Source organism: Pannonibacter sp. SL95, from assembly GCF_026672425.1.
Taxonomy (GTDB): Bacteria; Pseudomonadota; Alphaproteobacteria; order Rhizobiales; family Stappiaceae; genus Pannonibacter.
The window spans coordinates 1,082,946-1,097,960 of sequence record NZ_JAPPRC010000006.1 but is presented as its reverse complement, the minus strand read 5'-3'; the positions used below and the strand labels follow the sequence as shown (position 1 = coordinate 1,097,960).

At 63.7% G+C, this 15,015-nt stretch carries 2 protein-coding genes and 1 pseudogene; all 3 read right to left on the bottom strand.

Annotated features, from left to right (window positions below; translation table 11 throughout):
• Positions 1-186: 186 nt before the first annotated feature.
• Positions 187-10,386, bottom strand: coding sequence for a non-ribosomal peptide synthetase (locus OVA12_RS22010; protein ID WP_268141478.1), 10,200 nt, complete (start codon positions 10,384-10,386; stop codon positions 187-189).
• A complete protein-coding gene (locus OVA12_RS22005; protein WP_268141476.1) occupies positions 10,376-14,485 on the bottom strand; it encodes an amino acid adenylation domain-containing protein in 4,110 nt (1,369 codons plus the stop codon). The genes OVA12_RS22010 and OVA12_RS22005 overlap by 11 nt, the downstream gene beginning before the upstream one ends.
• Before the next feature lie 142 nt (positions 14,486-14,627).
• Positions 14,628-15,014: pseudogene (locus tag OVA12_RS24035) on the bottom strand (hypothetical protein); the annotation flags it as partial.
• Position 15,015: the final 1 nt, after the last annotated feature.

The following is a 15,015-nucleotide window of genomic DNA, read 5'->3' as shown; positions in this document are numbered from 1 at the left end:
CTCGCAAAGGAAACCGGAACAGCCCCCGCCAGCGAAGCCGATTAAAAGCCTTGACGTAGGCCGTTGATCACATGCCGCAAACAGCCTGCCAACCCATCTTGAGCACGGGGACTACCGTTTGATGTCACCGGGTTCGTTCGGGTTTCAGTCCACCAGGACGCCCAGCATTCGCTAGGTCTTCGTTTCCTAAAAGAAGCATGCAAGGTCAGGCACGCTCTCTTCATCGAACAACGAATAATGATCACCTGGTAGGACCGCGAAGTCCGAATTCGACAGATGGACCTGCCAGTGGCTGGCACCACGCTTGTTCACGCCGTCAGCAGCAAAAATCAGCGCACTCGTTCCTTCATAGTCCTCAAGAACATAACGTTCTAAGGCCTTCACGTTTGACTCGAAAACTGAACGCGCGCGGATCAGGGACGCTTGATCTTCAATCCCTTGGTCCGTGCCGATCAGTTTGTGAAGTTGTGCGCGATCCTGATCGAACGCGGTTTGGAGCGCACCATCGGAGCCAATGTGCGCGACCTGACCGACCGATACGATCGCTGGATCAATTAGGACGAGTTTTTCGACCTGGTCCGCCCCGAGCAGGCGGGCTACTTCAAGGGCGACGATCGCCCCGAACGACCAGCCCCCCAATGTCACCGCCGATCCTCCACTGCTCTTGTCGATTTCGAATGCGTAGAATTCGGCAAGTTCCGAAAGAAAGTTCCTGGCCTGGCTACCAGGTTCCAACCCTGGCGCAACGAAGCCGAAAACAGTGCGATTCACGAGATTGTCTGCCAACTGCCGATACACCGAAACGCCGCCACCAGCCGGTGGCAGTAGGTATATCGGAGGCACTTTTCCCTTCGAGAGCGAAACTAGGAAGGTACTCGAGAGTTGCTCTTCCTGGCCGCCTTTTGAGATAAAGCGCGCGAGTTTTTCCGGGGTTGGATATTCGAAGATGGTGCGCACATTGACGCTGTGGCCCGTCTTTGCCCGCAGCGCCGTCACCGCACGCATGGCCAGCAGGGAGTGGCCCCCCAGTGTGAAGAAGTTGCCGTCGCGCGCAACCGGGTCGCGCTCCAGCAGATCTCCCCAGACCGACGCGATCCCATGTTCGAGACCAGGCCGGGCCGGCGCCCCCTCCTCGGCGTCCTCAGGCGGAGCAAGCTCGGCCAGCGATCGCCGGTCGACCTTGCCGTTCGCATCAAGCGGTAGCGCATCAGCCGCCACCAGCCGCGGAACCATGTAGCCGGGATGCCGGTCGGAAAGCGAGGTCTCGAGATCTTCAAGCGTGAAGCCCTCCTCAACAACGACATGCCCCACAAGCGAGGCGGAGCCTTCCCTGTTGCGGTGAACCGCGACCGCGCCATCACGCACGCCCGGCAGGCTGCACAGCGCCGCCTCCACCTCGCCCGGCTCGACGCGGAACCCGCGCACCTTGACCTGGCTGTCCCCGCGCCCCAGAAACTCAAGAACGCCCTCGTTGCGCTGGCGCACACGGTCTCCCGTCCGGTAAAGGCGCCGGCCGCCTCCCGACGGGTCCGGCACAAAATGCTCCGCCGTCCGGCCCGGCGCCCCCGCATAGCCAAGCGCAAGCCCCGTTCCTCCGATATGGAGCTCGCCCGGCGCTCCGAACGGAACCGGCCGCAGCCGCTCGTCAAGAACAACCGCTCGGCGCCCGGCGACCGCAGAACCGATCGGAACCGACGCGCCGGGCTCCGGAGCCCCCTCAAGACGGTACAGGGTCGTGAAGGTCGTGCTCTCGCTCGGACCATAGCCGTTGACGAGCCGGACACCGGGCAAACGCGACATAAAGCGCGACAGCCCCTGGACCGGAAAGACATCTCCCCCTGAGACCAGAAGACGAAGGCCTTCGAAGGGAGCAGGATCCCGATCCAGAAACCCGCGCAGAAGACCCGCCGTCAGCCACGCCGCCGTCACACCGGCCTCCGGCAGAAACGACGCGATCGCATCGGGATCGAACGGACCGGCGGGCAGAACCGCGATCCGGCCACCGTTTAAAAGCGCGCCCCAGATCTCCAGCAGACTGGCGTCAAACGACAGGGGCGAGGCCAGCATCAGCGTGTCCTGCGCCCCAAAGCACAGCACCTCACGCTCGCTCATCAGCGTCGTCACCGCACCGTGCGGGATCAGCACACCCTTCGGGCGCCCCGTCGAACCGGAGGTGAACAGAAGATACGCCGGCGCACCCGCGTCCTCAGGACCGCGGCGCTCTCCCTCCTCGAAACCGGTCGCAGGCACGGGATCGTCAATCCGCAGAACCGGAAGATCCGCGACAAATCCATCGTGCTCCGCATCCGTGATCACCAGCCGCGCGGCACCCGCCTCGAACATCAACGCGATACGCGCCGCCGGGTAATCCGTCTCCACCGGCATGACAACACAGCCCGCACGAAGCACCCCAAGCTGCGCGATCACCGCGCACGCCGACCGCTCCAGGACAACACCGACCACAGAACCCGCCGGAACCCCAGCTGATACTAGGCGTGACGCAACCTGACCCGAAGCCGACCAGAGATCGGCGTAACTCAAAGACACAGAACCGTCCGAGACGGCAATTCCTGAACCAGCCAACGAAACCTGTTCAAAAACAGCACTGTCAATTCGGCGCGCGGCACCGGCAAAAGCGCAAGCGGACGGGAGAGCGGGAGGCCGTACCGCATCTGCGAGATCCGATAGATTTCCGGCAGGGCGACGTACGATTTGGCTTAGCAGTTCCCCAAGATCGGACGCGATCCGTGCAACTGTTTCGCGTTCGAACAGGCTCACCGCATATTCGATCGAACCGATCAGTCCGTCAGGCATTTCCGTCATTGTGAGCGTCAGATCGAATTTCGCACCGGCGGATGGTATCGGTACCGTCTTCACTTGCAAACCATTGAGGTCAATTTGGGACTTGCTCTTCGTTTGCAAAATAAAACAAACCTGAAAAACGGGATGGCGCGAAAGGTCGCGCAACGGTGCCAGGGTCTCCACCAACCGTTCAAACGGTACTTCTTGATGCTCCAACGATGCCAATGCGGTGTCACGAACCTGAGCCAGCAAGCTTTCAAAGCTGGCCTCCCAATCAAGCTCCACGCGCAACGGCAAACTATTTACAAAGAAGCCGACGAGTTCTTCCGTTTCCTCAGGGTGCCTGTTGGCAACCGGTGTTCCGACAACAATGTCACTCTGTCCGCTGCGGCCGCCGAGTGCCACTGCAAATGAAGCAAGCAGCACCATGAAGAGAGTTGCGCCATGTTCCTGGCCAAGGCTTGCCAAAGCAGACGCTACGTCCTGGGGGACCGAAAACCCGACGGAGTCAGAAGTGAAGTCCTGGATGGAAGGACGCGGATGATCCGTTGGTAAGTCGAGGGTTTCCGCTCCAGACAGGTTTCGGCACCACCAATCAAGACGCGTGGTGAAGTGCCGTTTGGGTACATCCTCTCTCTGCCACCTTGCAAAGTCCGAGTACTGCACAGGCAAATGCGGAAGAGCAGCAGCCGCATTGCCGGCCACCGCATTGTAAAGCGCGGACAAATCACGTGCGAGGATACCCATGGACCAACCATCGCAAGCGATGTGATGAAGTATCACAACAAGGACGTGCTCTTCATCCGCCAAGCGGAACAGATGGCTTCGGACTGGGTATTCCCGGCGGAGGTCAAATGGCTCGCCCGCCAGGGCTTCAAGCTGTTCGCGAACCGCCTGTTCCGGGTCCAGAGTTTTCGAAAAGTCGGTTTTCGCAAAGTGGACGGCTTCTTCCGGGCCGGCATGTTGTACCGGTTTTCCATTGGTCTCAGTGAACCGGGTTCGCAAGATCTCGTGCCGTTGGACAAGACCACGTATGGCAGTCTCGAGGTCTTGTGAGCTCAAAGCGCCCGTCAATCGCAAGGCTATCGGCACATTGTAACCGCTTCCCGTAACGCCGAGCTGATCAATAAACCACAGCCGTTCCTGGGCGAAGGACAAGGGCGCCGGGCCGCGGTCCGACCGCCGCGTCAGGGCGGGCAGCTCCAGACCTGGGACACCGCTGTCTGCCCTGGACTGAAGATGGCCCGCGAGTTTTTCCGGGGTTGGATATTCGAAGATGGTGCGCACATTGACGCTGTGGCCCGTCTTTGCCCGCAGCGCCGTCACCGCACGCATGGCCAGCAGGGAGTGGCCCCCCAGTGTGAAGAAGTTGCCGTCGCGCGCAACCGGGTCGCGCTCCAGCAGATCTCCCCAGACCGACGCGATCCCATGTTCGAGACCAGGCCGGGCCGGCGCCCCCTCCTCGGCGTCCTCAGGCGGAGCAAGCTCGGCCAGCGATCGCCGGTCGACCTTGCCGTTCGCATCAAGCGGTAGCGCATCAGCCGCCACCAGCCGCGGAACCATGTAGCCGGGAAGCCGGTCGGAAAGCGAGGTCTCGAGATCTTCAAGCGTGAAGCCCTCCTCAACAACGACATGCCCCACAAGCGAGGCGGAGCCTTTGCCATCCATTTGGGTTATGACTGCGGCATTTTTGACGCCTTTGAGGTTTGTGATTGCGGCTTCGACTTCGCCGAGTTCGACCCTGTATCCCCTGATTTTGACCTGGTCGTCACTTCGTCCGAGATACTCCAGCAGGCCGTCGGCCCGCCGCCGGGCAATATCTCCGGTGCGATAGGCCCTGGCGCCGGTCCCGCCCGCCGGATCCGGCACGAACCGCTCCGCCGTCAGGCTCGGGCGTCCCAGGTAGCCGTGCGCCACCCCCGCCCCGCCGATCACCAGTTCACCGACGGCCCCCTTCGGCTGGTCCGCCCCCAGCGGGCTGGCGACACGCAGCCGCGCCCCCTTGATCGCGGACCCGATGGCCACCGGATCGGCTTCCCCGCTGCCGCACCAGTGAACCGAACACCCTACCGCCGTTTCCGTCGGGCCGTATTCATTGACAATGGAACTCCCGGGAAGCCGGGCCCGCAGCCGCTCGACACCGGCCGCCGGCAGCGCTTCCCCGCCCAGCACCAGGACGTCCGGCCCGCAGGCCGGGTCGAACTGATCGGCGATCGCAAGCGCATGCGCCGGTGTCAGCTTCAACACGACCGGCGCTCCGGAGGCGGCGAACACCCTGCTCAGAACCGCAAGGTCCTCCCCATCCGGCAGAACCTCCAGACACCCGCCGCAGATCAGCGGCAGGAATAGGCTCGTCACGGACATGTCGTAGGCGAAGGAGCCATGCAGAAGAGCCAGCGCCCGCCCGCCCCAATCGGTCCGTTGGCCCAGATAGGCATCCCGGGCCCAAAGCAGATAGGTCGCCACCGCGCCATGCGGCAGGACCACGCCCTTCGGCCGCCCCGTCGACCCGGAGGTGTAGATCACATAGGCCGTGTCCGGCGGAACGGTCCTGCCGCCACCCCTTTGACCGCCGACAGGGTCCTCCCCGGGCCGGTCGATCAGCAGCAGTGCCGCGTCGTGCGGGGTGATCCCCTCTCCGGTCTGCCGCAGCCGGTCCTGTGTCAGGATGGCTCCGACGCCGGCATCGCGCGCGATGTCGCTCAGGCGCTCGACCGGATGATCAGGGTCCATCGGCAGATAGGCCGCGCCCGATCCCAGCACCCCGAGAACCGCGGCGGGAAGATCGATCCCGCGGCGCATCAGGACACCGACCACGTCGCCCCGGCCGATGCCGAGCGTGCCGAGACGGGCCGAGACCGCATCGACACGGTCCAGCAGGCGGCCATAGGCCAGTTCCTCCCCGCCGCAGCGCACCGCCGGCGCGGATCCCGCGCGGCCGGCCGCGGCCCGGAACAGATCCTCAAGCCGCGGCCCGCCCTCCGGCTTTTGCTCCGGCTCCTGCTCGTGCTCCGGACTTGGTCCAGGCCCCGCTTCCAGCCCCGATGCCTGCTTGTCCTCTGCCGGGCCGGAGGCGAGCACCAGTTCGGCCAGGCGGTGATCGGGACGCCGGATCGCGTCCGTCAAGAGGCTGGTGAACGAGCGCGAGATCTCCTCCGCCGTTCCCCGCTCGAACAGCGCGCTCGCATATTCAAGACGCCCCTGCAGGGCACCGTCCGCATCCGTCACGAACAGCGTCAGATCGAATTTGGACCAGCTTCCGGAGACCGCTTCCGGACGCACCTTCAGTCCTTCCAGCCGGGCGGACGGAGCCGTTTGCGCCCGCCCCTGGAAGGCCAGCATCGCCTGAAACACCGGATGCCGCGACAGGTCCCGCTCCGGCGAGAGTTCCTCCACAAGCTTCTCGAACGGAAGATCCTGATGTGCAAACGCCTCCAGCGTCCGCGCCCGCACCTCATCCACATGCGAAGCAAAACTCTGCTCCGCGCCCATCTCCGCGCGCAGGGCAAGCGTATTGGCGAAGAAACCGACCAACGGCTCAAGCTGGCCATCCCGGCGGTTCGCGATCGGCGTGCCCACCGTCACGTCCCACTGGCCCGACCAGCGGGCAAGCAGCACCTGGAACGCCCCCAGAAGAACCATGAACACCGTCACGCCCTGCGCGGCCGCGAAGGCACGCACCGCCTCGCTCAGTTCCGCGTCGATCGCAACCGGAACATTCCCGCCCCGGTAGTCCTGGACGGCCGGACGCGCATGGTCCGCCGGAAGCGGAAGATGCGACGGTGCGCCTTCCAGACGCGAACGCCAATACGCCACCTGCTCCTCGAGCACCGCCCCCTGCAGCCAGCCGCGCTGCCAGACCGCAAAATCCGAATACTGGACCGCGAGCGGGGGCAGTGTCGCTTCAGGGCCACCAACCGCCTCATTGTAGAATGTGCTGAGTTCTCGCGTCAGGATTTCCAGCGACCAGCCGTCACACGCAATATGCTGGAGAACCAGGAGAAAGATGTATTCTTCCTCGGCGAGCTTTAGCAGATGCGCCCGGATCGGCAGGTCCTTGCTGAGGTCGAAAGGCAGGACCGCCAGCTGTTCAAGCATCGCTCTTGCAGACAGCTCCGGATCCGGATCAGTGTACAGGGTGTGCCGCTTCAAACGAACACGCCCGTTCGGATCGAAATACTGCTCCGGCGCGCCTCCCTTTTCTTCAAATCGCGTCGATAGGATTTCGTGTCGAGACGCCAGCCGGCGGATTGCCTCTTCCAAAGCACGTTCATTGACGGAACCGGTCATCCGAAAGGCAATCGGCACACTGTACGCACTACCCATGTTGCCGAGTTTGTCGAGAAACCAAAGACGTTCCTGCGCAAAGGACAAGGGCACAGGTTGGGAATGGGCAAGCTTGATCAGAGGCGGCAGCTTTGCCCGGTTTGCATGGGCTTCGTCGGAAGACGCTGCGGCCTTCACGACATGTTCCGAGATCACCTGAACCGTCGCTGCTTCAAACACCTGGCGCAGTTCAATGTCGACGTTCATGCGAGACCGGATGAGACCGGCTATCCGCATATGGTCAATCGAGCTTGCCCCAAGAGCCGTCAGCTCGATGTTCCTGCCGATAGTGTCTATCCCGAGCACGTCGCAACAGATGCTCCCGACCATCTTCTCGGTGTCCCCGAGGAGGGGTTCGGTCTCCTGGGCCGCGAAATCCTGCTCCGGGAGTTTCTTGCGGTCGGTCTTGCCCGAGTTCGTGAGGGGTATGTCGTCGAGTTCGATGATGGGCGCGGGAATCATATAGGCCGGCAGATCCCGCGCGAGACATTCGGCGACTGCCTTCGGCCCCGGACCGCCTGCCACATATCCGATCAGGCGTGCGGTCCCCCCGCCGTCCTGACGCACGACCGCCGCCGCTCCGCGAACCCCCGGCACCCCGGCCAGCGCCGCCTCCACCTCGCCGATTTCGATCCGGTGACCGCGCACCTTCACCTGGTCGTCGCCGCGGCCCAGATAGTAAAGGGCCCCGCCGCGACCCACCCGCACCCGGTCACCGGTGCGATAGGCACGCGCTCCGGCCCCGCCGGCGGGATCCGGAACGAACCGCTCCGCGGTCAGTCCGGGGCGCCCGAGATAGCCCGTCGCGACACAGGGACCGCCGACGACAAGTTCGCCAACCGCCCCGTCCGGAAGCACCCGGCCCGCCTCATCGAGAACCTGAAGGCTCACATTCGCGATCGCGTGTCCGATCGGCACGGGACCCGTCGCCTCGGGATCGCATCGCCAGGACGTCACCTCGATCGAGGTCTCCGTCGGGCCGTAGAAATTATGGATCTGCGCATTGGGAAACACCGCCTTTGCCGCACCGGGCTGATCCGGCGCCAGCGCCTCGCCCGAACATCCGACCAGCCGGACCCCGGGAGAGACCGGCGCGACGGCCGCATAGCCTCGCAGCATGGACGGCACGAAATGCACCACGGTGACATTGGTGCGGGCGATTTCCGCCGCAAGCCAGGCAGGATCGCGATGGCCGCCGGGTCGTGCCATGACAAGTCCGGCCCCCGTCATGAGCGGCCAGAACAATTCCCAGACCGAGACGTCAAAGCCGAACGGCGTCTTCTGCAGAACCCGGTCCTGCCGCTCAAGCCCGTGATCGGCCTGCAGCGCCAGAATGCGGTTCACGACACCGCGATGCGGAACCACCACGCCTTTCGGGCGGCCGGTGGAGCCGGACGTGTAGATGACATAGGCCGGATCGTCCGCGGTGCCGGCCGGCTTGCCCGCAGGCTGGTCCGGCCCGTCCGCCTGCGGCCGCTCCAGGACAAGCTTGCGCACGCCTGGCGGAACGCGGTCCGCCAGCGCCTCGGGGGCCAGCACCGCCACGGCACCGGAATCCTCCGTCATGAACGCCAGGCGGCTGTCCGGGAGTTCCGGATCCAGCGGCAGATAGGCCGCCCCGCTGCCCAGAACGCCCAGCAGCACAGCCGGCAGGTCGAGCGCGCGCTCCATCAGAACGCCGACGATGTCGCCGCGCCCGATACCGGCCCGCCGCAGCCGCGCCGAAACCGCTTCGGAAGCCGCCGCAAGATCGGCATAGCTCTGGCACCGGTCTTCAAACATGACCGCGGCATCCTGCGGCGAGACAGACGACCGCTTGCGAACCAGAGCCTCGATCCGCTCCTCGGCGCCCGCAAATGTCGCTGCCGAACGCAACGGGCCCGCGGGGTCATTGCGGGTCGACGGAAGCAGGCGCAAAGCGTCGGCGACGGTCTTATCCGGATGGTCCACGAAACAACCGATCACGGACAGAAAACGAGCCACCAGGCCATCTGCGTCTTCATCCGGCAAACGGTTGCGGTCGTAGATGAAACGCACCCGGAGCGTGTCGCTATGAGAGATCAGCAGCGTAATCGGATAGTGCGTTCTTTCGTCGATCGAAAACGACGTTATCGCCAGGGCGCCGTCCTGGTCCCGCTGCGCAGGCACGGGATAGTTCTCGACGACCAGGATGGACTCGAACAGTTCATTGCCCGGTTCCGCGCCCGCCAGCGAAATCAAGTCGCTCATGGCAACCCGGTCATGCTCGCGCGCCCGGGCCAGATCGAGTTGAAGCGCCTTGAGCCAGCCGGTCACCGGCAATGACCACTCGGGCTTGTTGCGCGCGATCAAGGTCTTGATGAAGAGGCCAACCGATTTCTCGACACCTGGCAGGTCCGCCGGACGGCCGGACATAGTCACGCCGTAAACAGCTTCCTCCGTTCCGTGGCAGGCAAGGACTGCCGTCCATGCCGCATTCGCGAGCGTGCTGACGGTAATCGCGTTCCCTGACAGGTAGGCCTTGAGACGTGGGGCCGTGCCGGATCCGGGCGCCGCGTCGATCTGCCGCCAGTCAGGCTGCGAGGCGGGCTGCACGGCGGAATGGCCGGCCTGACACAGCAGGTCCGTGCAAGGGGTTAGATCGTCCAGATAGGCCGCCCAGAACGTTCCAGGATCGCCTTTTCGGGCCGTTTCATAGTCCACAAAGTCGCTGAATTCCGGCGCTTCCTGCATGTTTGGCAAGGGATTGCCGGAGGCGAGCCCAACGTAGATTTCGTGCACCTCGTCCAGCAGGATCGCGAGAGACCAGCCATCGACGATGAGATGATGAAAAACCGCCAGGATGTCCTGTTGTCCGTCCGCGACATGAGCGACATGCACCCTCACCAGAGGACCCGTCTCCAGATCGAATGGCGTGGTACGGGCCTCGTCGGCAATCCGCTGCCACTCGGCGTCAGCCTGCGCGCGCGGCAGCGTGGCCAGATCGTGGAACACGGGAACCACATGCGCATCCGGTTCCAGCACCTGCAACGGCTCTGGCACCCCTTCCCAGATAAAGCCGGCTGTCAAAATTCTGTGACGCTGACAGACCATGGCCCAGGCCCTGGCGAACCGGTCCGTGTCCAGTTCGCCCTCGACCTTGGCGCGCACCGAAATCAGATAGGCATCATTCGATGTGCCGCGCAGGGTCTGGTGCAGAAGGCTTTCCTGCGTTCTGGTCAGGCCGACCGTGATCGTTTCGACGGCACCGATCGGCCGTTCAGGATCTTCAGCAATCATTGTGATCAACTACCTCTTTCTGCTGAACGGCCAACCGGCGCTTGAGCCGCCTCTCGAAACCGGACCGCGCTCTGTCCCGCTTGTGTCCGGAGGAGCCGGCGTTGCCGTCCCGCGTTTCCACATCCTGTTCAGCAAAGCCGCGAAGATGCCGCTCGAACGCGAGCGGCACGGCCTGGATGAATTCGGGTGCGGTAGCGCTCTCGGCCATGCTCAGAAGGACATGGAGACTCCCGTCGGTCAGATAGGCATTCACTTCGACTGGAAACGGGCGTGTCCCTTCCGGATCGCGGCTCCAGGGGTCTGTCTCCTCGGCGATGGAGAAGAACTCGAGCGCATGATCGCTGCCGGCCCGGCCGAAATAGTTGAACAGAACCTCAGCGTCGGCCAATGGGCCGGCACCGTTTGTCCGGGTTGCGTTCACCGCACCGAAGCCGACACCGCCGCCGGGCGCTTCTGCGATTTGCAGGGCAATGGCGTTCGCAGCCGCCGAGGCGCCCGTCGATGAGGGTGGGGAAAGATGCACGGGAAGAAAGCTTGTGAACCAGCCTGTGGTCAGGGAGAGATCCAGCGCCGTGTCCGGAAGGCTGCGGCCGTTGCCTTCAAGGATCACACAGGCGTCCCTGCAGTCCGCGCTCGAGCAGAGCGCGCGGGTGAGTGCTGCCAGGACAAGGTTCGGCAGCTGCCCGTTCGCATTCGCCGAGATGGCCGCGGTTTGCGGGGCCTCGATAACAACACGACTGGTCACCTGATCCCTGTACAGGGTCTTCCGGCCCTCCCTTCCGTCCTGGCTCACCGGCTTTTCCGGCATCGGGAAAGCCTGCCAGTATCGGCTCGCCGCCTTTCCGTCCGAGGTTTCCAGCCAGTTCTGAAGGGCGGCGACATAGTCCGGCTGCAGGAAACCGGCGTTCACCGTGTTGCGTCCGGCAATGGAGTTTTCAAGGTCAGCCACCAGAATGCGCCAGGACACTGCATCGACGGCAAGATGGTGCGCTGCCAGCACCAGCCGGCGGCTTCCGTCGCTCAAGGTCGCGAGCGTCGCTGCAAACAACCTGCCTTCTTCGACGCTGATCCGGCCGTGCGTTTCTTCAAGCACCGCCTCGAGCGCACGATCGCTGCACGCCGGACCAACAGGATCGTAAGGCTCGGCAACGCTTGCCCACGCCCGGCCCTTCTTGAAGACGGAACGCAGCGAGATGTGGCGCTCGACCAGACCCCGGCAGGCCTCTTCGATCAGCGCATCGGAAACCAGCCCGAGCGGCTTCAGCAAGACGGATTGATTGAACCATCTGCTTTCGCAGGCACGGCTCGACAGGAACCAGCTCTGCGCGGGCAAAAGGGGTATTTCGGTCGGGACAGGTTGGACGGACTGCGCCTTCTCCGCCGGCTGCCTTGTGACCTGTGCCAGTGCCGCGATTGTCTGATGTTCGAAGATCAGCGCCGGCGGAAGCGCAAATCCTTCCCGGGTGGCCTCGGCTGCGACCGACAGGGCCAGTATGGAGTCGCCCCCGAGTTCGAAAAAATTCGCATTCCGTCCGATGCGCTCATGCCCCAGGACCCGTGACCACACCTTCGTCAGGAATTTCTCAACGTCGTCCTCGGGTTCCGCGCACTCGCTCTCCAGACCGTCCAGGTCAGGCAGGGGAAGAGATTTGCGATCCGTCTTGCCGCTGCTTGTCGACGGAATCGCCTCGACCTGAACGATGGCAGCGGGAACCATGTAATCTGGCAGCACGGTTCTTATCGCCGTAAGCACGGCGTCTTTCGACGTTTCACCGGTGAAATAGCCGCAGAGCAGCGGTGCGCCGCCCGGTCCGGACTTTAGCGCCGCCGCGGACTGCAGCACGCCGGGAACCGCATTGATTGCGACCTCGATCTCGCCCAGTTCGACGCGATTGCCGCGAATTTTGACTTGGTCGTCGCTACGACCGCGGTAGATCAGAACTCCGTCGTCTCGCCAATGCGCCACGTCACCGGTAAAATACAGTCGGCCGCCATTGCCGAAGGGATCCGGCCGGAACCGGTCGGCAGTCTGTTTCCGATCGGCGGCATAGCACTGGGCGAGACCAATTCCGCCAATCGCGAGCTCCCCGGCAACATTCACCGGTACCGGCCGTATGCCATCGTCCAGCACGTAAAGCTGGGTGTTCGCGATCGGACGGCCGATCGGCAAACAGGCGTCATTCGGTCCACAGCGCCAGAAGCTCACGTCGACAGACGCCTCTGTGGGGCCGTAGAGATTTGCGAACTCGGCGTCCGGAAAAACCGGCTCCGAAAGACCCGGCAGCTCCGGCGGCAAGGTTTCGCCGGAACAGGCGACAAGCCGGATGCTGTCGCAAGCACTGGCGAATTTGATGTATTGCCGCAGCATCGACGGTACGAAATGCACCACGGTGATGCCGCGCGCCTTCATCAATGCTGCCAGATAGACAGGGTCCCGGTGCCCCCCGGGCTCCGAAATGACCAGCTCGGCCCCGACGCACAAAGGCCAGAAGATCTCCCAGACCGAGACATCGAACGTGAAGGGGGTCTTCTGAAGTCCCCGATCTTGGTCGGACAATCCAAACTCGCGCTCCATCCAGAGCATTCGGTTGGAAATACCGCGATGCGACGTCACCACACCCTTGGGCTTGCCTGTGGAGCCAGAGGTGAACATCACATAGGCCGGATCGTCCAGCGACAGACGCGCGTCGCTCGTCGGCCGATCGGAGCGCGGATCATCTTGAGCTCGGTCCAGGCAGAAGCTCGCGAACCCCTGCGGCAGCCGGTCCATGAACTTGGTTGTCGTGAAAACGGCAGAAGCGTTGGCTTGGGTCGCCATGTAGCGCAACCGGTCCGGCGGCATATCGGGATCCAGAGGCAGATAGGCGGCGCCGGCCCTCAGGACGCCCAGCAGCACGGCCGGAAGCTCGAGCGCTCTTTCCATCATCACGCCGACGACGCCGGCCCGTCCGATTCCGGCTGCCGTCAGCCGTTCGCAAATCTCGGTTGCCGCGTCCCAGAGCTGCCCGTAGGAAAGGCTCTGCTCTCCGAACGAGATCGCCCGGTTGCCGGGAACCTCTCTGGCGCGGTCCCGGATGATTTCGTCCAGGCGCTGGCCGGGGTCCGATGCTTGAGGCGCTTCGGCGAAGGTCCTGGTCACCAGCTGCCGTTCACCGGAGGACATGATGTCCAGCGCCCTGATCCGGGTCTGCGGCCGCCGGCCTGCGTCGGCCAGCAGGGCTACCAGTCCCTCCAGCAGGCGCGTGGCCGTCTCCCGCTTGAACAATGCACGCGCATATTCGAGCCGCAGCTTCAGCTGGCCGTCCGCAACATGCGCGGACAAGTGCAAATCCGTTTGCGCGTGTTCTGCGTCCACATGCACAGGCGTCAGCGACACGCCGGAGACCGTTTCGGCACTGTCCAGGACCGAATGCATGACGAACATGGCGTCAAAGAGCGGTGTGCGCCCCGGATCGCGCTGCGCACGGGTTTCTTTGACGATCACATCGAAGGGAAGTGCTTTGTGATCGAGCACATCGAGAACTGTCGCCTGGGTCTGCTTCACGAACTCTAGGAACGAGGGATTGTCGTGCAGCCGGGCACGCAGGACGACCGTGTTCACGAAATAGCCGACCGCATCTTCCAGACCGGGCGCATCGCGCATATCAACCGGACTGCCGACCGATACGTCATCGTGGCCGGACCAGCGTGCGAGACAGACCTGAAAAGCTGCAAGCACGACCGAGAAAAGCGTCGCCCCGCTGCTCAGCGCCAGATCGCGCAGGCCGTCGAGCGTGTCGCCAGGCAGCCCGATTTGCACGGCACTGCCCTGGTGGTCCCTGACCCTGGGTCTTTCGAAGTCGGTGATGAGATCGCAGGCCGGAAGCGCGTCGTCGAGATAGTCGCGCCAGAACCCCGCAAGACGCTTGTACTCGCAGCGCGTTGATGCACCAGCCTCCAGATCGACATAGCTGCTGTAGCAGGAAGCCGGTCCCGGGTTCTCGTCCGTCCCGGCGTAGGCGCGCAGAATGTCCTGTGCCACTACCTGCAGCGACCAGGCGTCGCCAATGGAATGATGCAGGGCGATGCCGAAGAAATATGCCCGCTCCGAATATTGCAGCAGGCAGGCCCTGACGGGCGCTTCGGCTGACGACGCAAACGGGCCCCGTCATTCTCTCTTGAAGCAACTCGCGCGCCTGGCTTTCGCTCTGACACTGATGAACTTCGAGCGGTACGCAGTCCCGCAGCACCATCTGCCGGAAAGTTCCTGCAACCCGGACGACCATCGTTCTCAGGCTGGCGTGCCGTGCAGCGGTTTGTTTCCAAGCGCCTTCAAGGCGCGTCCGGTCGATCTGTCCGGCAATATGGAGGGCCTTGGAGATGACATAGGTGCCGCCGAGCCCGCCGATTTCTTCCAGAAGGCCCAACCGCTGCTGCGCGTGAGAGGCCGCCTCGACGCGCTCAACCTGCCTGAAATACTCCAGCAGATCCTGCTTCGCGTCCTTGAGGGCCCCGCGAAGCGCGTCATCGAGCGCTCCGGGTGCATATCGCACGCGCAGGTCGCTCTGGTCGGCCGTGACCGCCACATTCTTCGCAGCGGCGGTGGCAATCAACTCCGCGAGCGCACGAAAGTTCAACGGATGCGTCATG